Origin of the sequence: Kroppenstedtia sanguinis (genome assembly GCF_050433445.1) — a bacterium.
Classification (GTDB): domain Bacteria; phylum Bacillota; class Bacilli; order Thermoactinomycetales; family DSM-45169; genus Kroppenstedtia; species Kroppenstedtia sanguinis.
Map to the genome: position 1 here is coordinate 25724 of NZ_JBNPXF010000010.1, position 26028 is coordinate 51751.

Sequence of the window (26028 nt, forward strand, 5' to 3'; positions counted from 1 at the left end):
TCCATGGGTGTTTGGATCCGCCTGCTCAGCCCGGTGTTCCTTCTGCTTGTCCTGTTCCCTCCTCCTGTTGCGATGGCAGAGGAAGGGGGAGGGGTGGAGGACAGGGTGGTTCGAACTCAGCTGGATCAACTTGATACCGAGGAGTTGGAATCTTTCTGGGAGGAGCTGAGGAGGGAATACGGTCGTTATTTCCCCGGAGATCAGCCCCAGGATCTCTTCGATCTGGTGAGTTCCTCCGGCAAAGGGGCTACGGATTGGAAGGCGTATCTGATCGCTTTCGGCAAGTATCTGTTTCAGGAAGTTCTTTATAACGGCAAGCTGTTGGGGACGATTATGGTACTCACCGTATTCAGCATGATTTTGCGAACGTTGCAGTCTGCATTTGAGCGGAACCAAGTGAGCCAGATCGCCTATGCTATCGCTTTTATGGTGATCATCATTCTGGCAATGGACAGTTTCACTGTAGCGGTGGAGGCCGCTCAAACGGCGATCTCCCACATGATCCATATCATGATGGCTTTGGTGCCGTTGATCTTGACATTATTGGCTTCCATGGGAAACCTGGGTGCAGTCGGGATGTTTCATCCGATGGTCGTCCTCATGATCCACCTCATCGGAACCCTGATCCACGCGGTCGTATTCCCCATCCTCTTTTTCTCGGCCATTCTGAGTATTGTCAGTTGCCTGTCCGAGAAGTACAAGGTAAACCAATTGGCAGGATTGTTGAGAAAAGTGAGTGTGGGGATTCTGGGAAGCTTGTTGACCATTTTTTTGGGAATCATTTCGGTGCAGGGAGCTACCGCGGCGGTAGCAGACGGTGTGACCGTTCGGACCGCCAAATATGTCACCGGCAACTTCGTTCCGGTGGTGGGCCGCCTATTTTCTGACGCTGCAGACACCGTGGTGGGCGCCTCTCTGTTGGTGAAAAACTCCATCGGTTTGGTAGGTGTGATTCTCCTCCTACTGATCATCGCGTTTCCGGCTTTGAAAATCCTTTCCCTGGCTCTGGTGTACAGTTTCTCTGCAGCTGTCATGCAACCACTTGGAAATAGCCCGATCATCGAATGTCTCAGCATCATATCCAAGACTTTGCTCTATATTTTCGCCGCCTTGGCTACTGTGGGGATGATGTTTTTCCTGGCGATCACCATCATAGTAGCTTCTGGCAATATCTCGGTGATGATCCGGTAGGTGATACCATGATCGAACTGTTGAGCGGTTGGCTGAAACAAATCGTGGTCCTAGTTTTGCTCGCTGTCTTTATGGATCTCCTTCTGCCCAACAATTCCATGGACAGATATGTCAAGTTGGTCATGGGACTGTTGATCATTTTGGCCATGATTTCTCCGATCTTCCAATGGATTCGTCAAGATTTGGATCTAACCCAACTGACTTTGGATACGGCCCAGACGGAGGAAAAAAAACTTCCCTCTCTGTCCGGGATTCAACAGGAAAGCAAACGTTTGACTCGGACGCAAGACCGATTGGTGCGAGAGGAAGCCCAGCGGCGCCTGGAGCAGACGATTACAACAGAGGTGGAGCAACGCTTCCGGGTAAAAGTAGATCAAATCCGGGTTCAGACCGAGGCAGAGGCAAAAAAAGTCGGGATCTCCCAAGTGTCACTCACGGTGCATCCGGCTGAAAAGGAAGCGAAGGAGGAAATCTCCCCTGTCCAACAGGTGGAAGAAGTCAAACCTGTGAGGATTGATGGAGGCGGGGAGAGGAAGCGTGGAGGTGTGGAGAAGGAAAATTCCTCTTCCACACAGAGCGTGTGGGAGAAGAAAATCACCCGCTACCTGGCGAAAACACTCCAACTCCAGGATAGACAAGTACACGTGGAAGTTCTTCAGGGGAATCAGGGGAGGTGATCGATCGTGTTAAAGCAACTCCTGGATCGAGTGGAAAAATCCCTTGGAGACGGGGGAAACGGTGGAAAACGGGTGAGTGTCTTTCGTTGGTTGATCCTCATCGGGTGTTTCGGGGCGGCTCTCATGATCCTTTCATCTTTCTTCTCGGTTCGTGAAGAGGCGGGTTTGCCTGAAACCCCAACTTTGAAGAAGAGGGAGTCCAAAGAAGTCTGGAACAAAGAGGAAAAAAATATGACGATCAAAGATTATGAATCTCTCTATGAAGCGCGTTTGACCGAGGTATTGAGCAAAATTGTAGGCATCGATGACGTGGCGGTGATGGTGAACCTGGATTCCTCGGAAGAGACCGTGGTGGAGAAAGATGTTCGCAGATCCAATCAAGTGACAGATGAACAAGATCAAAAAGGGGGGACCCGGAAAAGTAATCAGGAAAATTCCGATGCAAAGGTGGTGTTGCGGAGAAACGGGGATGGGGAACAACCGATTGTGCTCAAGAAGTTGAAACCCGAGGTGAGAGGGGTGCTGGTGGTGGCCAGAGGTGCAGAAAATTTGAAAGTCAAAGCGGCTATGATCGAAGCGATCCAACGGGTGCTGGACGTTCCGATGCATCGCATATCCGTAATGCCCAAAGGATGAGGAGGGGAACGGGATGAATATGAACAAACAGACGGTCTGGCTGGTGACGATGCTGACATTGATGGTGGTTTTGTCCGCCTACTATATTGTGACAGGGCCGGTGGAACCGGCAGTGGATCAGACGGTATCGGAGGAGTCGGGGGATATTCAGGTAGAGACACAGGAGAAAGATGACGGGGATAAGAAAGATCATGAAGACAAGACAGATGACGGGAACAAGATCAAAGAGAAAGAAGAGAAGAAAACTGAGGATCAGTCGGCTTCAGCCAAGTCTGACAACGATTACTTTGTGGGCTATCAACTTCAGCGAAGTTCTCTTCGCTCTAAGATGACAGAGGAATATATGAAGGTGCTGACAGATCCCAAAGCATCCAAGAGTTCGTTGAAAGAGGCTCAAAGTAAGATTGACGAACTGATGAAAGTGGACAAATCAGAATCGGTTATGGAAGACTTAATCCGTGAAGAAGGGTTTCGTGATGCGGTGGTGATCACCAACGATGATCACTTTGTCGATGTGATCGTTCAAAGTGAGAAACTGAGCAAAAAACAGGTGGTCAAACTGATTGGGATGGTGAAAAAACAGTTGGGAGTTCCTGCCACGCAAGTTTCCATTGCACATCGGGGCTGAAGGAAAACCCTCCGTGGGAGGGTTCTTTTCTTGCAATCAGGAGAGTTTTCGACCTGAGCCGGATGACAAGATTGATTCCGTGGAATCTAAAACGTACAATGAACATAGTGCAAAAGATAGTGGCAAAAGTGAAATATTCGGGGGGAGGGAAACCTCGTTTTCGGTTGTGCCGTACTGATGAATTGATATAAAATCATACGGGTGGCAGGGGAGTTCGCTGACCTAGCTTGATGGTGTGTGGCAATGAACTCTCTTTATTCAGGAATTAAGGAGGAGTGATTGGACTGTGCCGATGAAGATGCATGAATTGCGGGAACTGATCCGGCTGGTAGATAAGTCTAAAATCGAAGAGTTTGAACTGGAGAATGACGGAACCAAAGTATTGATCAAGAAAGCGCTGCCGGAGAGGCAAGAGGTCGTTGCGGACTCTCCTAGCCTCCAGGTGCAACCTGCGGAGCCAGAGTCAGGAAACCGGGCGGAAGCCGCCCCCGTTGTTTCGGCTACGGAAGGGACTTCTCCTCAGCAGGCGCCTGCGGCCACCAAGGAAGAAGAGGAAAATTTGCATAAGATCGTCTCTCCGATGGTCGGGACTTTTTATCGCGCTCCTTCACCCGATGCGGCCCCTTATGTTAAGGATGGAAGCCAGGTGGATGAGAAGACGGTGGTCTGCATCGTGGAAGCGATGAAATTGATGAACGAAATTGAGGCTGAAGTACGGGGCGAGATCGTTAAAGTACTCGTGAAGAACGGACAACTGGTCGAATACGGTCAGCCGCTGTTTCTGGTTAAAGCCGACTAAACAGCGGAGGAGGAGAGAATGATGTTTAACAAAGTGCTGGTGGCCAATCGGGGAGAGATCGCCGTTCGCGTGATTCGGGCTTGTCGCGAATTGGGGATCAAGACCGTGGCTGTCTATTCCGAAGCGGACTGGGATGCGCTTCATGTCACTCTGGCAGATGAAGCCTACTGTATCGGGCCGGCGGCATCCAAAGATAGCTATCTGAATATGACCAACCTGATGAGTGTGGCTACACTGGTCGAAGTGGATGCGATTCATCCCGGATACGGTTTCCTGGCGGAAAATGCCGATTTTGCTGAGTTATGTGCAGCTTGCAATATCACCTTTATCGGTCCGGATCCGCAAGCTATTGTCAAAATGGGGGATAAAACGACGGCCAGGGAAACAATGAAAGTAGCAGGTGTTCCTGTGGTTCCCGGAACCGAAGGTGTGATCGAAGATTTGGAGACTGCCATGGAGACGGCCCAGGAGATCGGTTATCCCGTCATTGTGAAGGCGACAGCTGGCGGTGGCGGCAAGGGGATGCGGGTTGTACATACAGAGGAGGAGCTGAAGCGGGCGATTCAGACGGCGCAACAAGAGGCGGAGATCAATTTTGGGAACTCTGGCGTCTATCTGGAGAAGTTTCTCGTGGAGCCCCGGCATATCGAAATCCAGGTAATGGCGGATTCCTATGGAAACACCGTCTACCTGGGAGAACGGGACTGCTCCATTCAACGCCGGTATCAGAAGCTGGTGGAAGAAGCCCCTTCTCCGGCGCTGGATTCCACCTTGCGGGAAAAAATGGGACAGGCAGCCGTGGCGGCTGCGCAAGCCGTCAACTACTCCGGAGCGGGAACGGTGGAGTTTCTCCTCGATAAAGAAGGAAACTTCTATTTTATGGAGATGAATACCCGAATCCAAGTGGAACACCCGGTGACTGAACTGGTGACGGGGATCGACTTGGTGAAAGAACAGATCCGGGTAGCGGCAGGATCCCCTCTTTCCGTGGAACAGGAAAAGATCGTGATCGATGGCTGGGCCATCGAATGTCGAATCAATGCGGAAGACCCGGATCGAAACTTCATGCCTTCGCCGGGAACGATTCAATTCTACCTGCCACCGGGTGGAACCGGCGTTCGTGTGGACAGTGGTGTCTACCCCGGCTATTCGATCCCTCCCTTCTACGACTCCATGGTGGCCAAACTGATCGTATGGGGGAAAGACCGGGAGGAAGCCATTCTGCGAATGGAAAGAGCTTTGGAGGAATTCGCTATCGACGGCGTCCGCACGACAATTCCATTTCATTTAAAACTGTTGAACAACCCGAAGTTTCAGCAGGGAGATTTCCATATCCAATTTCTTGAAAAAAATGATTTGGAGGAGAGCTGACATGGAGAATGAGCAGCATCCGTATAGTGAAGCGAAGAGCACCGAACTGGGCAAGGTGGAGATCGCTCCAGAAGTACTGCAGATTATTGGGGGATTGGCAGCCCTGCAGGTGAATGGAGTGGCGGGAACGAGCGGGGGAGTTGTCTCCGACATCACTCAATTTTTAAGGAAGAAGAACCCGAGACAGGGGATCAAGGTGGAGCTGGAAGATGAAGTGCGGATCACAGTTTCCATCATTGTTTCCTATGGATTCCACATTCCCGATGTGGGACGAGAAGTACAGGAACAGGTCAAACACGCAGTGGAGTCGATGACGGGGCTTCAAGTGTCTCAGGTATCGGTTCGCGTAGTTGAAGTCAGATTCGGAGGAGAAGAAACTGCCGCAGATGATCAGGAGGCATCACAACGGGTGAAATAATCGAATAAGGGACCGAGAGGAGGTACAGGGATTGGGTGCACTGAATCGGCTCCTCTTATTTGCATACAGCCTGCTATTCCTGATCATCACATCACTGGGTACCAGCATGGCCTTAAATGTGGGCTTTGGGCAGGAAGAAGTGGTAGGGAACTGGCTGGATCGGTTCTATCGAACGCCGGAAGCCCGCTGGTTGATTCTAGCCCTGAGTGTGCTGGCCTTAATCTTCAGCCTCCGGCTTCTGTGGGTCTCTCTTCAGATCCGAAAAGAAGACCCCGGTATCGATCGTTTGACGGAGTTTGGACATGTACGAATCTCTCTGGAAACCCTGGAAAGCCTTGCGGTCAAGTCTGCCCGCAAGGTTCAAGGTGTCCGGGATTTAAGTGCCAGGGTCCGGCGGGAGGGAGATCATACCTCCATCGGAATCGGTTTAAAATTGACGGTGGACGGAGACACTCCTATTCAAGCCCTGTCGGAACAATTACAGCAATCAGTCAAGACCTACGTTGAAGAGATTGCCGGTGTGGACGTCAGCCAGATCTCTGTTTATATTGCGGATACGGTAAAGAAGGAAAGATCCCGGATCCGGGTCGAGTAGGTGGTGGACTGAGTGGATCGGATATGGGAGACGTACGGCGGGAGGATCACAGGATTGATCGCCGGTTTGTTGTTCGGATTCATCTTTCTCTTTGTGGGATTTTGGAAAACCCTGATTTTTGGTTTTTTTGTTCTATCCGGTTATGGTTTCGGACAGTGGATGGACAGCCGGGGGGAATGGAGGGAAGTCCTGGAGGAGATCGTTCCGGACAAGTGGTTCAGGAAATAGATTTGTTCCCGGCTTCGGCTGGGACTATTTTTTTAAACGGAAAGGTGAGGTTTCCATGTCCAGGCGTATGGCGAGAGAAAAAGCCCTACAAACCCTGTATCAAAATGAGCTCAATCCTGACGGAGTGGAGCGAGCGATGAACAAGGGAGCTCGGTACCTGCGCGCTGAAGCAGGAGGAGGAGCATCCGACTTCTTTCTCCGCTTGGTCCAGGCCGTGATCCAGAACATGTCCCGGCTCGACCCGGTGATCCAAGGATATTTGAAAGAGGATTGGACGTTGTCTCGACTCTCCCTTGTGGATCGTTCCATTCTCCGGATGGCGGTATGTGAACTCCTATATGAAACGGAGATCCCCGAAGGGGCCAGTCTGAATGAAGCGGTGGAGCTGGCCAAAACCTTTAGTACCGAGGAATCGGCCCGGTTTATCAACGGGGTGTTGGGAAGTGTGGTAAAAAACTTGGATGAGGTTCGGAGAGTGGCAGTCCCCGAGGATCTCACGTGAGTGGAAAAAAGAAAGCCCTGCTCGGGATCGATACCAGCAATTACCGCACTTCCTTAAGTTTAGTGGATGAAGAGGGAAAGCTCCTGGCAGATGAACGAGCTTGGCTGAAAGTAGAGTCCGGAGAACGGGGGTTGCAACAATCCACCGCTTTTTTTCAGCACGTGAACTGTTTGCCGGAGCTTTTTGCACGGATTCCTCTGGATGGAGTTCGTCTGGTGGGAGTGGCTGCCAGCCAAGCTCCTCGGCCGGTAGAGGGGTCCTATATGCCGGTGTTCCGGGCGGGTGTCTCTTGGGGACGGAGCTTGGCTCACGCTTGGGGAGTCCCTTTTTTCGGGACGACCCATCAGGAAGGCCATATTGAGGCAGGGTGGGTCACCGCAGATCGGAAGCTGGCGTCGGATCGATTTTTGGCCTTCCACCTTTCTGGAGGCACGACAGAGCTGTTGGATGTACGCCGGCAACCGGGAGGTTATGAAATCCTGAAACTGGGAGGAACCCGGGATTTGAACGCCGGGCAGATGGTGGATCGAATCGGAGTAGCGATGGGATTCTCCTTTCCCGCCGGTCCGGAATTGGAGGTAGCGGCTGTTGGGGAGGAGAGCTCTACTTTGACGATCCCTTCCAGTGTCAGTGGATTAGAATGCTCCTTTTCCGGTCCGTTATCCGCATTGGAGAGGGCTTGGCAGAGAGGGGAGGGAACCCGGGGGGAAATTGCTCAGGCAGCTTTGGCTTGTATAGCTAATACTTTGGAGAAAATGGTATTGAACGCTTTTGACTCCGGGTTTCCCAAGAGCCTCTTGATTGTGGGGGGAGTGGCGGCCAACCGATGGCTGATCGCCCGTCTGAAGTATCGCTTGGAGCATCGGGCGGTGGGTGGAAACCTTTCCTTTGCGGATCCACGGTTCTCCGGTGATAATGCCTTGGGCGTCGCCTGTTTGGGGTTGAAAAAACGAATGTTAATTTGATTTATTGCGGGTAATGTTCGTGTTTCTTTACATTGCTGACTGGAAAGAGTAAACTGGGTGCAAATCTCAACAGAGAGGAGTTTTCAAGTGAAGCGGGGAAATCTTATCGATGGAAAAGGGATTGCAGGTCAGATCAAAGATGAGTTGAAGGATGAGATCCAAGCTTGGTCTGCCGAATCGGGCCGACGCCCCGGCTTGGCGGTGATTTTGGTAGGGGAAGATCCAGCTTCCCGTACTTATGTAAGGGGAAAAGTACAGGATTGTGAACAAGTGGGGATTTATTCCAGATTGATTCGAAAGCCCGATACCATTGAAGAAGAAGAGTTGCTTTTTGAAATTCACCGCTTAAATGAAGATCCGGCCATGGATGGAATTCTGGTGCAGTTACCTCTTCCGGATCATATCTCTTCCGATCGCATCATTTCCGAGATCCGTCCGGAGAAAGATGTGGATGGATTTCATCCGATTAATGCCGGGCGCTTGAGTACCGGCCTAAAGTCTTTGTTACCCTGTACTCCCCATGGGATTTTACAGATGTTGAAAAGAACGGGGATTTCCATTGCTGGCAAACATGCAGTCGTGGTCGGCAGAAGTAATATCGTGGGCAAACCGGTCTCCCTCTTACTTCAGAAGGAAGACGCCACAGTCACCATGTGTCATTCCCGGACACAGGATCTAGCTCATTATACACAGCAGGCCGATATTCTAGTAGCGGCGGTGGGACGGTTGCAATTCATCACCGCTGAACATGTGAAGCCAGGAGCGGTGGTGATCGACGTGGGAATGAACCGGACACCAGAGGGAAAGCTGGCGGGAGATGTGGACTTTGAGTCGGTCCGGGAGCAGGCTTCCTTCATAACACCGGTGCCTGGAGGCGTCGGTCCCATGACCCGGGCGATGTTGTTGTACAATACAGTACAATCCGCCAAGGAAAGAGGATGATAGATCGTATTAGCTAGGTCCATTGGTTTGGTTTCACATAGAGTGATCCATGTGAAACCCAATCGATGTTTAGCCGCTGGAGGTGTTCGGCGTTGCGGGAGAGAGAACAGGATGTCCTGACCGTTTCGGGGCTGGTACAGCACCTGACACAGGTGATCGATGAGGATCCGGGGTTGTCCCGGGTTTGGGTGCAGGGGGAAATCTCCAATTTCAAACACCACGGACGTGGACACATGTACTTTACACTCAAGGATCATCAGACCCGGATCCGGGCGGTAATGTTTGCAGGAAACAACCGGCGGCTTCGGTTTATGCCGAAGGACGGGGATGACGTCTTGGTCCGGGGACGAGTCGGGGTTTTTGAACGGGACGGACAGACACAGCTTTATGTTACCCACATGCAACCCAACGGGGTGGGGGAACTCTATGTCGCTTTTCAACAGCTGAGAGACAAGCTCGATGAGGAAGGACTCTTCTCTCCCTCCCTGAAAAAAAGACTTCCCTTCTTTCCCCGCCGCGTGGGGGTGATCACCTCTGCTCACGGTGCAGTGGTACGGGATATTATCACTACGATCCAACGTCGGAGTCGGGGGGTGGATATTCTTGTGGACCCGGTGCCGGTACAGGGACCCCAAGCTCCTCTGGAGATCGCTCAAGCTCTCGGCCGGATGAATCAGGCAGGAGAGGTGGATGTGATCATTGTCGGACGGGGAGGAGGATCCCTGGAAGAATTGTGGGCCTTCAATGAAGAAGAGGTGGCTCGCAGCATCCGCCAATCTCGAATTCCGGTGGTTTCAGCAGTGGGACATGAAACGGACACCACTATCGCCGATTTTGTGGCCGATGTCCGGGCGTCGACTCCGACGGCGGCAGCGGAGATGGTGGTCCCTCATTTCGCAGAGTTGCAAATCGGTCTAAAAACTGTCCAGGAACGCTTAATCCAGGGGATGAACCAGTGTTTGATCGCGGAGAGAGTGAGGTTGAATCGCTGGCTGGACCGACCTGTTTTTCGTCGACCCGCCACGGGGTTGGAGCAGGCTGAACAGCGTCTCGATCTATTGAGGGGGAAGCTGGTGCGGGGAGCGAGAGAAGGTTTGGCTCCTGTTCGCTCCCGTTTGGAAAGCCGGACATACCGACTGCAAGGACACCATCCCGCTCTCCGCGTTCCTCGGTTGAAGGACCGGTGGCTGCGTCTTCAGCGTCAATCGAAGACGGGGATGATCCGCCTTCTACAGGACTATCACAGGCGATGGCAGGGGAAAATGGAGCATTTGGACGCCTTGAGTCCGTTAAAAGTAATGAATCGGGGATATTCCCTTCTTTATCGCTATGATGAGCAAGAACTGATCCAATCTGTGAAGCAGGTGCAAGCGGGAGATCTGGTCCGGATCCGCTTGTCGGACGGAAGGCTAAAATGCCAAATTTGGGGAATGGAGGAGGATTCCAATGGAAAAAGCCGATAAGCAGAAGGAAGCCGGTTTACCGGAAAACCTGTCCTTTGAAGAAGCGATGGATCGTCTGGAAGAAGTGGTGGAGCATCTAGAAAGCGGAGAGGTACCCTTGGAAGAATCGATCCGTCTGTTTGAAGAGGGTATGAAATTGTCCCGTTATTGTGGTGAGAAATTGGAGAAAATGGAGCAACATGTGGAAATGTTGGTCCAAGAAAATGGGGAATGGGTGAAGAAACCCTTTCAACCAGAGGAGGAAGTGGAGTAAACGTGGAGGAAATCCAACGATATTTAGAAGAGAAGGCGAAAAGTATCGAATCCAGATTGAAAGAGTATGTGGAAAGTCCGGTGGGAGTCCCCGGAAAATTACGGGAGGCGATGGCCTACTCCTTGCTGGCCGGGGGGAAACGTCTTCGACCCGTTTTGACCTTGGCTACTGCCGAGGCTTTGGGAGGGAGTGAGGAGAAGGCTTTACCCTTTGCCTGTGCCGTGGAAATGATCCATACATACTCCCTGATCCATGATGATCTTCCAGCAATGGACGACGATGATTTTCGCCGGGGAAATCCCACCAATCATAAGATATACGGGGAGGCGATGGCCATTCTAGCCGGGGATGCCTTATTGACTCAGGCTTTCGGTTTGATGGCTGAAGGAGCTCTGGAGGCGGAATTGCCTCGGGAGACCGCACTCACTCTCATTCAAGAATGTGCTGCTCGGGTGGGAGCGGAAGGGATGGTAGGCGGACAGGTGAAGGATATTCAGGGGGAAGGTCGCGAGGTCTCCCTAGATGAGTTGCAGGACATCCATCGTTCCAAGACCGGAGATTTGATCACCGGGTCTGTCCGCATGGGGGCGATGGTGGCTGGGAGCGGAGAGGATGAGCTCCAGGCGTTGACCGGATACGCCGAACGGTTGGGACTGGCCTTTCAGATCCAGGATGATGTTCTGGATGTGGTTGGGGATCATCAAAAGCTGGGGAAACCCGTGGGTAGCGATGAGGTGAAAAATAAATCCACTTATCCATCCCTCCTCGGATTGGATTCCTCTAAGGAGCGGGTCAGATCTTTGATCGAGGAAGCCAAACAGTTGATCACTTCTCAAGAACGGATCCGTCCGGACCGGTTGTTGGCGATTGCCGACTATCTAATTGTACGGGACAAATGAGCTTGTCTCCTTCATTTGTCTGGGGTCACAAGGTTATGATATAATGTCTGCAATTCAGAAGTGGAAATTCGTATATCCAGGTTTCACCCCGCCTTGAAGGCGGGGTGAACATCCGTCGCCGGGCCCGGTATTAAGGGCGTTGTCTTCAGGTGGGCCGGGCATTTCAGCCAGTGATGGTGTTCCACTCCATGACCGTCCTCCCAACAACCCCTGTGCGAATTGTGATTCCGGTCAGATCGGCCGTGGCAGACCGGTGGAAAGCCGTTGGTCCAGCCGGAACGGAATGCCGGCCGCCGCATGCGGCCGGCATTCCGTTCTTTTTGCCTTTTGGGTCGTTCACGGTCGCGACTGGTTTTCAATTTTTGCAAATTATGCTCGGGAGAGGAGTTGGCTGACGATAGCCCACTTGACAAGCCTGGTCAGGATCGAGGTTCAGCAGACGGAAAAGTAGCGGGAAATATTCGATTAAGGAATGCCATCTTTTGGCTCAGTAAAGTCTTTTATATACCTGAAAAAAGTTTTACATCGACAGAGAACAGCCAGCAAACGAAAACGAAAGCGAGGCGTTTTTCGTGCACCTCGAGCAGATCAATTCACCGGAACAATTAAAAAAACTTCCTGTCCAGGAACTTCCCCGCTTGGCCGAGGAAATCCGCCATTTTCTGATTGAAAGTTTATCTGTGACGGGAGGACACTTAGGGTCTAATTTGGGTATTGTGGAACTGACTCTTGCATTGCATTATCTTTTTGATAGTCCCAAGGATCGCCTGCTGTGGGATGTGGGACATCAGGCCTATGTTCACAAGATCCTGACCGGACGCAGGTCCCAATTTGATACTCTCCGACAATACAAGGGGTTGTGCGGATTTCCCAAAATGGTGGAAAGCGAGCATGACACTTGGGAGACCGGTCACAGTAGCACCTCCCTGTCGGCGGCGATGGGCATGGCGGTTGCCCGGGATCTGAAGGGAGAAGATCACCGAGTGATCCCGATTATAGGTGACGGGGCTCTCACCGGAGGAATGGCGCTGGAAGCGCTTAACCATATCGGAAATGAAAAACGGAACATTATGGTGATCCTCAATGACAACGAGATGTCCATCTCCCCCAACGTAGGTGCCATTCACAATTATTTGGGCAGACTGCGGACACATCGTCACTATCACAAACTGAAAGAAGAAGTGGAGTATTTTCTCAAAAAGATTCCCTCGGTGGGAGGAGCTTTTGCCACCGCAGCGGAACGAATCAAAGACAGTATGAAATACCTGGTGGTGTCCGGAGTTCTGTTTGAAAAATTGGGCTTCACTTATCTAGGGCCTGTCAGTGGGCACAATCTGGATGAACTGATGGAGTGTTTGCGGCTGGCAGATCAGACGAAGGGACCGGTTTTGGTTCATGTAGTCACCGTGAAAGGAAAAGGGTATTTGCCAGCGGAAAATGATGTAGAAAAACTACATGGCGTATCTAAAGGATATAAATTGGAAGCGAACCAAGAGGTGAAAACAGAGGCGAAAAAAGAGAGTCCCGTCAAATACCCCAAGGTGTTTGGAGATACTCTGATTCAACTGGCACAGACAGATCAGCGTGTCGTAGGGATCACACCGGCTATGCTGGGAGGCTCGGGGATGAATGAATTCGCCTCGAAGTATCCAGACCGTTGTTTTGATGTGGGCATCGCCGAACAACATGCCGGCACCTTTGCAGCAGGCTTGGCCACTCAGGGGATGAAACCGGTGCTGGCGATCTATTCTACTTTTCTGCAGAGGGCTTATGATCAGGTGATCCACGATATCGCCCGTCAAAAACTGGACGTGGTCCTGGCTGTAGACCGAGCTGGTTTTGTCGGGGCCGATGGAGAGACGCACCAAGGGATTTACGACATCGCCTATCTGCGTTGCATCCCCAACATGGTGGTGATGATGCCCAAGGACGAAAATGAATTCCGGCACATGCTGTATACCGCCTATCGATACAACGGACCGATCGCTGTCCGTTTCCCGAGAGGGACAGGTGTCGGGGTGGAGATAGATCCGGAACTGAAGGAACTTCCCATCGGCAAGTCTGAAGTGTTGCGGGAAGGCCGGGATGTGTCTCTGCTCGCCTTTGGGACGATGGTTCCCCTGGCCCTGGAAGCGGCGGAGCGGCTAGCAGAGGAAGGGGTGGAGGCGAAGGTGGTCAACGCCCGATTCGCCAAACCCCTGGATACGGAGCTGTTGGATCAGTTGAACATGGAAGGAGCTCCCGTGATCACGATCGAAGAGGGGTGTGTCAGCGGCGGGTTTGGCAGTGCAGTGTTGGAATATTTCTCGGGTCTAGCGAATTGCGATGTTTCGGTGCAAACCATGGGGGTACCGGACTATTTTGTCGAGCATGGAGATGTGAAGGATCAACTTGCCGAAGTAGGTTTAACCGCGGAAAATGTCGTCCAAAACGCCCGTCAGGTCATCGCTGGCCAGCGGCAACGGGTTTGAGGAGTAATGGTGGCCAAGGAGCGGTTGGATCTCGTCCTCGTCAACAATGGATATTTCCCCACCCGTCAACAGGCACAACGGGCGGTCATGGCGGGCTGGGTCCGGGTGAATGGGGAACGGATGGACAAACCAGGTACCCGGATCCCCCTCGAGGCAGCGGTTGAGGTTGCCAGACGGGAGCATCCCTATGTGAGCCGAGGGGGGCTGAAGCTGGAACAGGCTTTGAAGGTATTTCCGTTGGATCTCGGTGGACGAACTGTCTTGGATGTTGGGGCGTCCACTGGAGGTTTCACCGATTGTGCCCTTCAAAACGGGGCGGTTAAAGTGTATGCCGTGGATGTGGGGTATGGGCAATTGGCCTGGAAGTTGCGTCAGGATCCACGGGTGGTGGTGATGGAACGAACCAATTTCCGTTATATGCAAGCGGAGGATTTGCCAGAGGAGACGCCGGATTTTGCGACAGTAGATGTCTCCTTTATCTCCCTGTCCCTGATCCTGCCCCCATTGAAGGCTCTGCTGAAAATGCCCGGGGATGTGGTCGCCCTGGTGAAGCCGCAGTTTGAGGCAGGTAGAGAACAGGTGGGTCGTAAAGGGATAGTCCGTGATCCCCAGGTACACCAGAAGGTACTCGCCCGCTTTGCCGAGATGGCAACCACGGCAGGATTCTCCCTCAAAGGATTGGCCCCTTCTCCCATCACCGGTAGCAGGGGGAACATTGAGTTTCTCAGCTGGTTGCAACGAAGTCCAATGGAAAACTCCTTACTTCCGACGGATCTGGAAAACTTGATCGAGGAAACTGTAGAGAAAGCCCATTCCCTACAGGGATGAGCTCTGACAGGATTTTCTGTCCCAAGGGTTGAATAAGTGGAAAAAGGAGGGATTCCTTTGTTGAAACCCGGGGATGTGGTGGTCCTTTTTCTGCTTATGACCCTGGCTTTCTGGTTGTTGTTCCGATCGTGGCGGAAAGTGAAGAGCCGTCCCTTAGTTTTGGACTCACAGCAACCGGTGCAGGGGGAGATTCCCGATTGGTTGGAACGGGAAGGTTACGAGGTGATTGCGGCCAAACAACGGTTGCCTCTTTGGATTCAGGTCGGAGGGAATCAATATGAAAGCCGGCTGTACGCGGATTATGTGGCCTTGGAGGGGGAAGAGACCTATGTGGTCGTGCTGGCCAAAGCTAAGAGAGCCCTCCGCTGGTCCGGCGCAGCGATTCGTGATCGATTTCTCGGCCATGTTCTTGCCTTTCAAGCTACAGGGATTTTATACGTTGACCCGATACAGGGCACCTTGAAAAAAATCACCTTTGAGATTCAGGGAGTTCGGACTCCGGAGAGACGGCGGGGGTGGACCTCCCATCTCATCATGATGGCTCTGGGGGCCTTGATCGCAATTCTGGTCCGATAAATCTTCGGGGCGGATGGAGGTGTAGTCGATTTGAAGAGGTTCGGGATTCTGGTGAACAAGGGGAAACCCAAAGCGAGGGTGGTGCTGAAAGAACTGGTTCTCCTCCTGGAGAAGCGAGGGGTAGTGGTATGTCTAGAACCCGAAATCGCTGAAAGCATCGCACGCACCGATCTGTCCTTGGCGGTGGATCGTTTTCCGGATGTGGTGGAGATTGTGTTTGTATTGGGCGGGGATGGGACGTTGCTGGGTGTGGCGCGACGCTTCGCCGACTCCAACATCCCTATTCTGGGATTTAATCTTGGCAATCTCGGGTTTTTGTCAGAGGCGGAACCAGATAGTCTGTCCACTGCGGTAGATCGAATCCTGTCTGGTGATTACTACATAGAAGAACGATTGATGTTGGATGCGGAAGTGGTCCGAGACGGGAAAGTGTTGGAGAAAAACGTGGCCCTCAATGATGTGGGGATTGCGAAGGGATCTTTTAGCCGGATGATCACTGGGACGGTCTATATGGACGGTGTATATCTGGGCACCTATTCAGGGGACGGATTGATCGTGTCCACTCCTACGGGATCGACAGCTTATTCCCTCTCCTGTGGGGGGCCGATTGTCTGGCCTGGAGTCCAATGCATCCTCTTGACTCCGATCTGTCCTCATACACTGACCGCCCGACCGATGGTTCTGCCAGCGGACAGTACCTTGGAAATCCGGGTCAGTGCCACTCATCGGGATCTCGGGGTCACCATCGACGGACAACTCGGTTATCACCTAAAAGTGGATGATGTGATCCGGGTGGCGAAATCCCAGAATTTCACCCATCTGATCAAATGGGAAGAAAGAGATTTCTTTGAAGTGGTTCGCAAAAAGTTGCAAGGTGAACCAGATGAAGGTGAAGAGCTGGAGGACAGGGTATGAAGGGACAACGGCATATCAAAATTCGTGAAATCATCACCCACCGGGATGTGGAAACACAGGAGGACCTGGTGGCCGAATTGAAGAAAGCAGGGTACAATGTAACCCAAGCGACGATATCCAGAGATATCAAAGAGTTGCATTTGGTGAAAGTCCCGACGAATAATGGATCATATAAATATTCGTTGCCGGCGGACAACCGTTTCAATCCCCACGAAAAGCTGAGGCGCATGTTGACGGAAGCCTTTGTGGGCATTGATCTGAGTGAAAATCTGATTGTGATGAGAACCATGCCCGGCAATGCCCACGCTATCGCTGTCCTGATCGACCATCTCGCATGGCCTGACATCCTGGGAACGATCGCCGGGGATGATACCATCATGTTGATCTGTCGGGATCGGGAGCAGGCTCCCCACATCAAGAACCGTTTCATTGAAATGTTGTAGGAGTGGATGACTGATGCTGCGGGAAATCTCCATCCGTGATTTTGCGATCATCGAACAGGTGCATGTCACCTTCGACAACGGATTTCATGTATTGACTGGTGAGACAGGCGCAGGAAAGTCCATCCTGTTTGATGCCCTCAGCCTGGTGACCGGCGGACGGGGTTCCACCGATTTTGTCCGACATCATGCTAAAAAAGCTATGGTTGAAGCCTTATTTGAGCTAGAGGAAAATCATCCGGCTCGGCGGGTGCTCTCCGAGTTGGGGTTGGAGCCGGATGACCATCATCTTCTGATCCGGCGGGAGATCTCCAATTCGGGGAAGAGTACTTGTCGAATCAACGGGCAAATAGTGACCTTGGCGATGTTGAAACAAGTGGGGACCCACCTGGTGGAGATCCATGGGCAACATGAGCATCAAAAGTTGTTGCAGGTGGAAGAACACTTGAGATGGTTGGATGCTTTCGGAGGCAACCAGCTGAAAAAGCGTTTGCAGGTGTATCAGGGTATCTACGTGGAATACCGGGACGTTGTAAACCAGTTGGAGCGTATCGATGCCGATCAAAAAGAGGTCAGCCGCCGCATCGACATGTTGACCTTTCAAAGGGATGAGATCGCTGCCGCCCGTCTGGAAGCCGGCGAAGACGAGACGCTTGAACAGGAGCACAGCCGATTGGCTCATGCGGAACGTCTGATGCAGAATGCTGCCGACTCTTATGAAGCTTTATACGGGGAAAATCAAGGAGCGGAAAGTATCAACCGTGCGGTCCGGGATCTGGAAGAGATTATCCCCTATGATGAATCCCTGAGCAGCGTGCTGGAATTGATCCAATCCGCCTATTACCAGGTGGAAGAAGCGGCCCGGCAATTGGGAAGATACCGGGACGAACTGGAATTTGATCCCGCCCGCCTCGCTCAAGTGGAGGAACGGTTGCGTCTCGTCGATGACCTGAAACGAAAATATGGGGAAACGGTACAAGAGATTCTCGCATACGGACAAAGTGTGGAAACCGAGCTGGAAAAGTTGGAACACCGGGACGAACGAAAGGCGGAACTGAAAGAAAAGCATGATCAGTTGAGCATGCAACTGACAGAGCAAGCGGAAGCGTTGAGCACTTTGCGGCGGGCTGCAGCAACCGAATTGGAACAGTTGGTGGAGTTGCAATTATCGGATCTCAATATGAAAGACACTCGTTTTTCTGTCGCCTTTCATCCAACCGATGCATCTGAATTTACTCCTCACGGGATCGATCAGGTGGAATTTATGATCTCCCCCAATCGGGGTGAACCTCTTCGCCCTTTAGTGAAAATCGCTTCCGGCGGGGAGCTTTCCCGGATCATGCTTGCGATGCAAAGCATCTTCGCGAAAATGGAGGGTGCGGCGGATACATTGATCTTTGATGAGGTGGATACAGGGGTCAGTGGGAGAGCTGCACAGGCGATCGCGGAAAAGATTGCGCGACTCGCTCGCAATTGCCAGGTGTTGTGTGTGACCCATCTGCCTCAAGTGGCTTGTATGGCCGATGTCCATTTCCATATATTTAAAGAAAACCACGGAGAATCCACCCGCACCCGGTTGAAGTTGCTGACCGAAGAGGGACGGACGATGGAGCTGGCACGGATGCTCGGAGGCGTGGAAGTGACAGACACAACCAAAAATCATGCGTTGGAGATGCTTCGCCTGGCTGAGCAAACCAAAAAAGCGATATGATCCAAATCGATCCCTCCAAATGCGGGGGGATTTTTCATTTGGGAAGCGGTTGAGGAATCATTTGCGTAACATAAAAGGAAGCCGGGCGCGGCAAACTGACAAATACGATGGGAACATCGAGGTGGAGGTGTAGGCAGGAAGCAGGAGAGTGAGATGTGTGGGGCACAGAAAAATATATAAGAAGTGGGCAGGCATGCTTTTGGTTTTGTTGTTAATCCTGGGGGGAGTGAGTACACCTTTTCGTCAATACATGGCTCTTCCCGCGGAAATGCGACTGTTTACAGGCAGTCCAAAGCAGCTTCACCTCACCCTTCCCGCATCGGCCACCGTTTCCATCGCCAATCCCGATGTCGTGGCTATAAACGGCGCCCGGCAAAATCCGGTTCGTGTGAGTCTGAACCAACCGCTGACGTTGATGTCCAAACAATTGGGGCAAACCCAGCTCACATTGCGCTTGTTTGGCAAGGTTCCTTTAAAGCGGATGATGGTGCGTGTGTTGCCGGAGACCCGAGTGATTCCCGGAGGGCAATCGATCGGGGTGAAATTGGCCTCGGATGGGGTATTGGTTGTCGGTCATCACTTGGTGGGAAGTACCCGTCCTTCTCCAGGGGAAAAGGCGGATATCCGGGTAGGGGATTACATTGTGGAGATGGATGGGCAGCCGGTGAATGAAGTGAATCAAGTGGCACGGATCGTGAAAAAAGCAGGTGATGAAAAGCGATCGGTCCAGACCGTGATCCGTCGGGGGCATCAGCGGAAGACGGTGCCGTTGCAACCGGAATTGGATCAGAAAGAAAATACATTCCGCATCGGTTTGTATGTGCGGGATTCCGCAGCCGGAGTGGGGACGTTAACTTTTTTTGATCCCAGAAAAGGGGTCTACGGAGCTCTGGGACATGTGATCACTGATATGGACACCCGCCAGCCTATTCAAGTGGGGGGCGGAAAAGTGGTTCACTCCAATGTCACTTCCATTGAAAAGGGACAGACAGGAGATCCGGGGGAAAAAAGAGCTATCTTTTTCCGGGAAAATCAGGTGTTAGGATCGATCACAGGCAATACGCAGTTCGGTATTTTTGGGAAAATGCCTCAAAACCCGACTAAGGGTTTGTATGAGCAAGCGATTCCTGTAGGGTTGTCGGAGGAAGTCAAGGAAGGACCTGCTGAAATTTTGACGGTGGTGGAAGGAGAAAAGGTGGAACGCTACCGCATTGAAATTGTCCATCAGATTCATCAAAAATATCCTGCCACCAAAGGGATGATCATTAAAGTGACCGATCCCCGATTATTGAAAAAAACCGGTGGAATTGTGCAAGGGATGAGTGGCAGTCCGATCATTCAACAGGGGAAGTTGGTGGGGGCCGTCACCCATGTCTTTGTCAACGATCCCACATCGGGTTACGGTACCTATATTGAATGGATGCTGAAGGATGCAGGTGTAATGGAAAAAACGGGTCTCCAAGATGGAGCCCGTTTTTTTTATAAATAATTCCCTGCATCAGGAAATTTCCAAAAAGGAAGGAGGGAATGACCGGTTTTTTGTCGAAGCCATGTAGTAAAGTGACAAGGACGTTTTACAGAGAGGGAGGGGGACCTGTTTTGGATAAGATGCGTGTGTTGCTGGCTGATGACAACCGCGAGTTTGCGGATCTTCTGAGAGAACATCTGGATCTTCAAGAAGATATCGAAGTGATCGGCATCGCTTATAATGGCAATGAAGTGATGGAGTTACTGGAGAAAGAGAGACCAGATGTATTGGTCCTGGATATCATCATGCCCCATCTCGATGGTCTGGGGGTGTTGGAGAAACTGAATGGCCGGCCGGAACCGATGCCGAAAATCATCATGTTGACGGCATTCGGTCAGGAAAATATTACACAACGGGCAGTGGAGTTGGGGGCGGCGTACTATATCCTCAAGCCCTTTGACATGGATGTGTTGACAGACCGGATCCGGCAGATGCAGGGACGTCCAGTCACAACCACCCAGGGAAGTGCAGTAGCTACAACAGGTGAACGATCGGACAATCTAGACGCACACATCACCAGTGTGATTCATGAAATCGGTGTTCCCGCTCATATCAAAGGTTATCTGTATCTACGGGAAGCGATCACCATGGTCTACAATGAAGTGGAACTGCTGGGGGCGATCACGAAAACTTTGTATCCTCGGATCGCGGAAAAATACAACACCACCCCGAGTCGGGTCGAACGGGCGATTCGCCATGCTATCGAGGTAGCCTGGAGCCGGGGAAATATGGAATCCATTCGCAAGCTCTTCGGATATACAATCAATGTCAGCAAAGCGAAGCCCACCAACTCTGAATTTATCGCCATGGTTGCAGATAAGCTGAGGATTGAACACAAGGTGGGTTAAAGGATGGGATGGATCGAGACGGTATGCTTTTGCATGCCGTTTTTTTATTTGCGATCTCGAGGGGAACTTTAGTCTTTTGCGGAGGCGAATCGGTCTCTTGTAAAGGAAGGGTATGAAGCAGAAGGAACTCTTACATAATATAAGTAGTCAACTGGAGGCAAAGGAGCCCGTCTTCGATGCTGTTTTCTTATGGACTACCGGTCCGTAAACGGATTTGTCATGGATCTGCAGCGGTGGATCGTCAGACTAAACGGTTGATACAACGGGTCCGTCCCGGTCAGATTGCTGTGATCCATCATCGGGATTTGGATGAAGTGGCTGCGGAGGGCCTGATTAAGAAGAGAGTGGGCGGGGTGGTGAATGTCGCTCCCTCCATCGGAGGAACCTATCCAGCTCGGGGAGCCGGGTTATTGCTGGAGGCCGGGGTTCCTTTGCTCGAGGATATGGGCAGTGAAGTTCTGGACCAGATTGTGGAGGGAGATGAACTTTGTATCCATCGGGACCGTCTGTACCATAAGCAGTCGGGAACTTGGGTGGAGGTGGCTCAAGGGCTTCGCCTGGATCCGAGTCATTGGCAACAGAAGATGGAAGAGGCGACAGATCATCTGGATGAAACCCTGGAATCCTTTGTGGATAACACCCTGGATTATGCCCAGCGGGAACGTTCCCTTGTCAGCCGGCGGTTGCCTATTCCTTCCCTGATCACAAAGATGAGGGGAAGAGATGTGGTGATTGTGGTGAGGGGAGGAGGCTATGAACGGGACTTGCAAATATTGCGCTCTTATCTGCGGGAGGCCGATCCGGTACTGGTGGGTGTGGATGGGGGAGCCGATGCCTTGTTAGAATGTGGTTTCCGCCCGGATTTGATCTTGGGAGATATGGATTCGGTCTCGGATTCGGCTCTGCTAGCAGGTTCTGAACTGGTAGTGCATGCCTATCCCGATGGACGGGCCCCGGGTATGAATCGGGTGGAGAGACTGGGGTTGACGGCCCATTTGATTCCCTGTCCAGGGACAAGTGAAGACGTAGCCATGTTGATGGCGGACCAGGAAGGGGCACAGCTCATCGTCGCCGTCGGCTCCCACTCCCATGTCATCGATTTTCTGGAGAAGGGGCGGAAGGGGATGTCCAGCACGTTGTTGACCCGCATCAAAGTAGGGCCTAAACTGGTGGACGCCAGAGGGATTCATCGCCTGTACAGCCGAAGTAGAAAGCTCCCGATCAAAGAGATGGCTGGGTTGACCCTTGCCTCTGCTTTCCCGATTTTGGCTTTGACGACAGTAAATCCGCATTTGTTTTATATGGCCAGACTGATGTGGTTAAACGTCAAAATCTTATTTTCCTCCTGGGTGTGATGTCATGATTTCGAACCGTACCCTCTTTTCTGTTCTGATCGCGGTTTTCCTTTCCCTTGGAGTGGGGATCTTTCTCGGAGGTAGCGGGGGTCACTCCTGGTTGGAACAACGGGAGGGAATTCTGGTGGAAAAATTGGAACTGAGAATGGATCAGCTCTCCAAGGATCAGGACCGCCTTCGCAAGGATCTACAGGGGCGGGAAAAAACCCTGAAACGTCTGCGCGGACAAAATCGGGCGCTGCTGCGAGAGGCTGTCAAAGGTCGGTTAAAAGATCGCTTGGTTCTTGTGCTCGGGGGATCGGATACGGAAGTGAGCCAGTTGAGGGAGGCGATCCAAGCGGCGGGAGGGGGGATTGCCCGTTTATCAGCCTTTCCCAGTTTGCCCGATCGTTTTGATGCCATTGTGGTATTGCCAGACCTCTCTGACAAAATCCCTCATGACTCCCAATGGATGCGAGATGTTCGGATGAGTTATTCGGGACCGGTGCTCATACCGCGCCGGGGGGAGGAAACTTCCCGCCCAGTCTTTGGAATGAACTCGGAGAAATCCATCTTTCTCCCCGGTCCCTATACAGGGGAGTCCCTGCAAACCTTTGAATGGATTCGATGGATTCAAGATGCGACCAACGGAAGAAAAGAGGCATCCCCATGAGAGAGACTCTACTTGTCAGCGCCATCATTCCCGCCTTTGACGAGGAGAAGCGAATCGAAAGGACACTGTCAGCCCTGCAACAGGTGAAGGAAGTCGATGAGATTATCGTTGTGGACGATGGCAGTCGGGATCAGACGGCTCGAAAAGCGGAATTTTTGGCAGATCGGGTGATTCGCCTTCCGCAAAACGGAGGCAAGGGAGTGGCTCTCACCAAGGGGCTAGAGGTGGCGGCGGGAGATGTTTTTTTGTTTGTGGACGCAGATCTGGAGGGATATGCCCGATTGTGTGGTGCCTTAGTGGGTCCTGTTCTAAAAGAGGATGTGGATATGACGATTGCCTCCTTTCCTGCCGCTCGGAAAAAAGGGGGATTTGGCTTGGTTAAAAAATTGGCTCGCTATGGGGTCCGCCGATTGACGGGTACCACCGTGGAGGCAGTTTTGTCGGGGCAGCGGGCGGTCACCAGGGAACTGATGGAGAGTTTGGGGGTCGTCTCTGGTGGTTTTGGAATGGAAGTGGGCATGACGGTGGGGGCGCTCCGGAAGGGATATACACTCCAGGAGATCCCGTTGCCACTCAGTCACCGGGAGACAGGCCGGGATTGGAGGGGATTTGTTCATCGGGGGAAACAGTTTGCAGCGATTTTGGGAACATTGATCCGACTCTGGAGGCAACCTGCATGAACCAGCTTTTGTCCATCCTTCTGTTGCTCATATCCTATGGTGTGGGTCGCTTTTTCCTCGATCCGGGGAGGCGTTTTTTGTTGTCGGCGGGTGTGACAGCTGTCAATTACAAAGGGGAACGGGTACCTACTTCCTTGGGGGGATTTCTGGCCGTGCTCTTATTATTTTTATCCGCAGTGATCCTCGGCTTGTCCCGGTGGATTCCCCTGTTCTCCTTTTCTCTCTTTGCTGCGGTAATGTTAGCATCGATCACCGTAGCCTTTCTCGGGTGGCTGGATGACACCTTGGGAAACCATCGGGATAAGGGTTTTGCGGGGCATTTTCGAACATTGATGGAGGAAGGAAGGTTGACCACCGGACTGCTAAAAGCGGTGGGGGGCGGGGTGGTGGCGGCAATGGCGGCGATCATCACTGCCGATGGGAATGGGTTTCTCTGGTTGTTACATACACTTCTGATCGGATTGATGACCAATTGGCTCAACTTGCTGGACCTTCGTCCGGGACGGGCATTGAAATTTTATCTGGTTTTAGGGGGAGTACTTTTTGTTCTGCATCTGGGTTCAGGGGAGGGTCTGTTGTTTCTCCCGCTTCTCGGTTTGGCGGCAGCGGTGTTGAAAGGGGATTTGTCTGCCCGGTTCATGTTGGGGGACAGCGGCTCCAACCTGTTAGGCATCCAATTGGGAATCTGGTTGGCCTGGCTCTCTCCCCCCTGGCTGATTATTCTGCTGGATCTTCTGCTGGTGCTGGGTCACGGGTTGGGTGAGGTGATTTCCTTTACCCGAGTGATCGAGAACAGCCGTTTTCTCTCCTACCTGGACCGGGTGGGGAGGCGATAACCCTTTGCGAACCCAAAAAACCACGGGGGAGGTCCCGTGATTTTTTGGGTTACTTGACGATTTGCAGTTCCTTGGGGAACCGGGTCAACACCTGATGACCGTCTGCGGTGATCACCAGATCGTCCTCGATCCGGACACCGCCGATTCCAGGAACGTAAATTCCGGGTTCTACGGTGATGATCATTCCTTCGGAGAGAAGGTCCTTGTTTTTTCCGTGAAGAGAAGGATACTCATGAGAGGAGATTCCCAGTCCGTGGCCAATCCGGTGGGAGAACTGGGGACCGTAACCGGCTTCTGTTATCACCTGACGGGCCGCCTGGTCCACCTCCATCATCGGAGTTTGCGGACGGCATTGATCCAGGGCCGCTTCCTGGGCTCGACGTACCGTTTCATAAATGCGATTCGCTTCTTCGCCGATGGAGCGAAAGGCAACGGTTCGGGTAATGTCCGAGGCGTAACCCTCGACGATCACCCCCAGATCGAACAGCACCAAATCCCCTTCCTGTAACTTGCGTGTTCCCGGTTTGCCGTGGGGGTCGCCAGATTTTTCTCCAAATAAGACCATGGTAGAAAAGGACATTTCCCGGATTCCCTGTCGTTTCATCTCATATTCGATTCGGGCCACCACCTCCAATTCCGTACAACCGGGTTTCAGTGCTTCGATCCCGGTTTCCACAGCCAAGTCGGCAAAGCGGGCGGCTTTTGCGGCGGATTGGATTTCAGTTTCATCTTTGATGGCTCGCATCGCCTCCAGTTGAGGAGAAAGGGAGAGCAACTTGGCTTCCGGGGATAACTGGAGGAGGGCTTGAGAACGGTTATAGGAGAGGTGGTCCGGTTCCACCGCCACGCTTTGGAAAGGAAGGAGTTTGCGATCATTCAGCAGGGAATGGATTGCCTCCCAGGGATTGTCAGTATCTTCGTAGGGAGTAATTCCATAGGCCCACCCGGAATCCTTCAGGCGATCCATTTCCAGCTTCGGCAAAATGATGAAAGGCTCTTGCTCTGGAAAGGCAAACAGGCTTATCAATCGTTCATGGGGTTCACATTCAAATCCGGTGAGATAAAAGAGATTGGCGGGATCCTGGATCATCGCCAGCTCGATTTGCTCATGCTTCAGCCAACCGGACAGTTTTTCTAGACGGTGATTCACATGCATCAGCCTCCTTCGAAGGGTGATTTTTCCCTCGATTCAGGATGGTCTTACTCACCATAACACTCCATGATAGAGAGCGGAAGGGAACATAACGGTGAGACTGGTGTCCGTTTCCAGGTCAAACAAGCAGGAGTTTCCCTTGTTTTGCGGAAACCCCTGCTTGTTCAGACTCTATTTTTCCACCCCGTTTTTGGGAGTCAGTTTTTTCTTTTTTCGAGGGAGAAGCATGGGTTGCACATTGTTTCTTTTGGATTCCCGATAGAAGAGAAAACCGGCGATAAAGAGCATTCCGAGAACAAAGAGCAACAGCCCTCCCAGAAAAGGAAGCCAAGCGAAAGGCTTTCCTGCGAGGGTCTCGAAAATGACATTCTTCATCAGGGTCCAGCCGTAGACTCCCGCTACACCAGGGATACACAGCAAGACTAATGCTAATAATCGTTGATATAGCATGAGACCACCCCTTATCCA

General features: G+C 52.1%; 29 protein-coding genes. 27 read left to right on the forward strand and 2 right to left on the reverse strand.

Annotated elements, in window-relative coordinates; translation table 11 throughout:
* The first annotated feature begins 3 nt into the window (after positions 1 to 3).
* The 27 genes from spoIIIAE (at position 4) to JOD24_RS08005 (ending at position 24407) form a co-directional block, all read left to right on the forward strand.
* The gene (gene spoIIIAE, locus JOD24_RS07875) at positions 4 to 1191 is read left to right on the forward strand and encodes a stage III sporulation protein AE (protein WP_380166624.1); all 1188 of its coding nucleotides are present in this window, start codon (positions 4 to 6) and stop codon (positions 1189 to 1191) included.
* Positions 1192 to 1199: 8 nt separating this feature from the next.
* Positions 1200 to 1868 carry a stage III sporulation protein AF gene (spoIIIAF, locus tag JOD24_RS07880; RefSeq protein WP_429246702.1) on the forward strand — a complete coding sequence of 223 codons (669 nt, stop codon included), beginning with the start codon at positions 1200 to 1202 and terminating at the stop codon, positions 1866 to 1868.
* 6 nt (positions 1869 to 1874) lie between these two features.
* Positions 1875 to 2504 (forward strand): stage III sporulation protein AG, encoded by a 630-nt coding sequence (gene spoIIIAG, locus JOD24_RS07885; RefSeq protein ID WP_380166628.1) that lies wholly within the window; start codon positions 1875 to 1877, stop codon positions 2502 to 2504.
* Between the two features lie 13 nt (positions 2505 to 2517).
* Positions 2518 to 3132 (forward strand): SpoIIIAH-like family protein, encoded by a 615-nt coding sequence (locus JOD24_RS07890; RefSeq protein ID WP_429246703.1) that lies wholly within the window; start codon positions 2518 to 2520, stop codon positions 3130 to 3132.
* Between the two features lie 292 nt (positions 3133 to 3424).
* A complete protein-coding gene (accB, locus tag JOD24_RS07895; protein WP_380166706.1) occupies positions 3425 to 3931 on the forward strand; it encodes an acetyl-CoA carboxylase biotin carboxyl carrier protein in 507 nt (168 codons plus the stop codon).
* Between the two features lie 21 nt (positions 3932 to 3952).
* Positions 3953 to 5302 carry an acetyl-CoA carboxylase biotin carboxylase subunit gene (gene accC / locus JOD24_RS07900; protein WP_380166632.1) on the forward strand — a complete coding sequence of 450 codons (1350 nt, stop codon included), beginning with the start codon at positions 3953 to 3955 and terminating at the stop codon, positions 5300 to 5302.
* Position 5303: 1 nt separating this feature from the next.
* Positions 5304 to 5720 carry an Asp23/Gls24 family envelope stress response protein gene (locus JOD24_RS07905; protein ID WP_380166634.1) on the forward strand — a complete coding sequence of 139 codons (417 nt, stop codon included), beginning with the start codon at positions 5304 to 5306 and terminating at the stop codon, positions 5718 to 5720.
* A gap of 31 nt (positions 5721 to 5751) precedes the next feature.
* On the forward strand, positions 5752 to 6315 hold the full coding sequence (gene amaP, locus JOD24_RS07910) for an alkaline shock response membrane anchor protein AmaP (RefSeq protein WP_380166636.1): 564 nt from the start codon (positions 5752 to 5754) through the stop codon (positions 6313 to 6315).
* Between the two features lie 12 nt (positions 6316 to 6327).
* Positions 6328 to 6543: a DUF2273 domain-containing protein gene (locus JOD24_RS07915; RefSeq protein WP_380166638.1), complete on the forward strand. Its 216-nt coding sequence runs from the start codon at positions 6328 to 6330 to the stop codon at positions 6541 to 6543.
* Positions 6544 to 6598: 55 nt separating this feature from the next.
* Positions 6599 to 7045, forward strand: a complete 447-nt coding sequence (gene nusB / locus JOD24_RS07920) for a transcription antitermination factor NusB (protein ID WP_380166640.1) — start codon at positions 6599 to 6601, stop codon at positions 7043 to 7045.
* Complete coding sequence (locus JOD24_RS07925) at positions 7042 to 8010, forward strand: tRNA (adenosine(37)-N6)-threonylcarbamoyltransferase complex transferase subunit TsaD (protein WP_380166642.1); 969 nt, start codon at positions 7042 to 7044, stop codon at positions 8008 to 8010. Before nusB ends, JOD24_RS07925 begins: the two co-directional genes overlap by 4 nt.
* A gap of 87 nt (positions 8011 to 8097) precedes the next feature.
* Positions 8098 to 8952, forward strand: a complete 855-nt coding sequence (gene folD / locus JOD24_RS07930) for a bifunctional methylenetetrahydrofolate dehydrogenase/methenyltetrahydrofolate cyclohydrolase FolD (protein ID WP_380166644.1) — start codon at positions 8098 to 8100, stop codon at positions 8950 to 8952.
* Between the two features lie 92 nt (positions 8953 to 9044).
* Positions 9045 to 10415 (forward strand): exodeoxyribonuclease VII large subunit, encoded by a 1371-nt coding sequence (xseA, locus tag JOD24_RS07935; protein ID WP_380166646.1) that lies wholly within the window; start codon positions 9045 to 9047, stop codon positions 10413 to 10415.
* The gene (gene xseB / locus JOD24_RS07940; RefSeq protein WP_380166648.1) at positions 10399 to 10668 is read left to right on the forward strand and encodes an exodeoxyribonuclease VII small subunit; all 270 of its coding nucleotides are present in this window, start codon (positions 10399 to 10401) and stop codon (positions 10666 to 10668) included. Before xseA ends, xseB begins: the two co-directional genes overlap by 17 nt.
* A gap of 2 nt (positions 10669 to 10670) precedes the next feature.
* Entirely contained in the window at positions 10671 to 11567 is an 897-nt protein-coding gene (locus tag JOD24_RS07945) for a polyprenyl synthetase family protein (protein WP_429246704.1), read from the forward strand.
* Between the two features lie 572 nt (positions 11568 to 12139).
* The gene (dxs, locus tag JOD24_RS07950) at positions 12140 to 14038 is read left to right on the forward strand and encodes a 1-deoxy-D-xylulose-5-phosphate synthase (protein WP_380166652.1); all 1899 of its coding nucleotides are present in this window, start codon (positions 12140 to 12142) and stop codon (positions 14036 to 14038) included.
* 6 nt (positions 14039 to 14044) lie between these two features.
* Positions 14045 to 14866 carry a TlyA family RNA methyltransferase gene (locus JOD24_RS07955; protein WP_380166654.1) on the forward strand — a complete coding sequence of 274 codons (822 nt, stop codon included), beginning with the start codon at positions 14045 to 14047 and terminating at the stop codon, positions 14864 to 14866.
* 57 nt (positions 14867 to 14923) lie between these two features.
* Positions 14924 to 15442 carry a hypothetical protein gene (locus tag JOD24_RS07960; protein WP_380166656.1) on the forward strand — a complete coding sequence of 173 codons (519 nt, stop codon included), beginning with the start codon at positions 14924 to 14926 and terminating at the stop codon, positions 15440 to 15442.
* A gap of 30 nt (positions 15443 to 15472) precedes the next feature.
* A complete protein-coding gene (locus JOD24_RS07965; protein ID WP_380166658.1) occupies positions 15473 to 16357 on the forward strand; it encodes an NAD(+)/NADH kinase in 885 nt (294 codons plus the stop codon).
* Positions 16354 to 16800, forward strand: coding sequence for a transcriptional regulator AhrC/ArgR (gene ahrC / locus JOD24_RS07970; RefSeq protein WP_380166660.1), 447 nt, complete (start codon positions 16354 to 16356; stop codon positions 16798 to 16800). The genes JOD24_RS07965 and ahrC overlap by 4 nt, the downstream gene beginning before the upstream one ends.
* A 13-nt stretch (positions 16801 to 16813) precedes the next feature.
* A complete protein-coding gene (recN, locus tag JOD24_RS07975; protein ID WP_380166662.1) occupies positions 16814 to 18508 on the forward strand; it encodes a DNA repair protein RecN in 1695 nt (564 codons plus the stop codon).
* Positions 18509 to 18665: 157 nt separating this feature from the next.
* A complete protein-coding gene (spoIVB, locus tag JOD24_RS07980) occupies positions 18666 to 19997 on the forward strand; it encodes a SpoIVB peptidase (RefSeq protein WP_429246705.1) in 1332 nt (443 codons plus the stop codon).
* A gap of 110 nt (positions 19998 to 20107) precedes the next feature.
* On the forward strand, positions 20108 to 20884 hold the full coding sequence (gene spo0A / locus JOD24_RS07985; protein ID WP_380166666.1) for a sporulation transcription factor Spo0A: 777 nt from the start codon (positions 20108 to 20110) through the stop codon (positions 20882 to 20884).
* A 176-nt stretch (positions 20885 to 21060) separates the two neighbouring features.
* Positions 21061 to 22239, forward strand: a complete 1179-nt coding sequence (steA, locus tag JOD24_RS07990; protein WP_429246706.1) for a putative cytokinetic ring protein SteA — start codon at positions 21061 to 21063, stop codon at positions 22237 to 22239.
* 4 nt (positions 22240 to 22243) lie between these two features.
* Positions 22244 to 22891: a copper transporter gene (locus JOD24_RS07995; protein WP_380166670.1), complete on the forward strand. Its 648-nt coding sequence runs from the start codon at positions 22244 to 22246 to the stop codon at positions 22889 to 22891.
* Positions 22888 to 23571: a glycosyltransferase family 2 protein gene (locus tag JOD24_RS08000; RefSeq protein ID WP_380166672.1), complete on the forward strand. Its 684-nt coding sequence runs from the start codon at positions 22888 to 22890 to the stop codon at positions 23569 to 23571. Before JOD24_RS07995 ends, JOD24_RS08000 begins: the two co-directional genes overlap by 4 nt.
* Positions 23568 to 24407 (forward strand): hypothetical protein, encoded by an 840-nt coding sequence (locus JOD24_RS08005; protein WP_429246707.1) that lies wholly within the window; start codon positions 23568 to 23570, stop codon positions 24405 to 24407. The genes JOD24_RS08000 and JOD24_RS08005 overlap by 4 nt, the downstream gene beginning before the upstream one ends.
* A gap of 49 nt (positions 24408 to 24456) precedes the next feature.
* On the opposite strand, the gene JOD24_RS08010 is transcribed toward JOD24_RS08005, so the two are convergent.
* On the reverse strand, positions 24457 to 25557 hold the full coding sequence (locus JOD24_RS08010; protein ID WP_429246708.1) for a M24 family metallopeptidase: 1101 nt from the start codon (positions 25555 to 25557) through the stop codon (positions 24457 to 24459).
* A 174-nt stretch (positions 25558 to 25731) separates the two neighbouring features.
* On the reverse strand, positions 25732 to 26010 hold the full coding sequence (locus tag JOD24_RS08015) for a DUF2627 family protein (protein ID WP_380166678.1): 279 nt from the start codon (positions 26008 to 26010) through the stop codon (positions 25732 to 25734).
* Between the last annotated feature and the right edge of the window lie 18 nt (positions 26011 to 26028).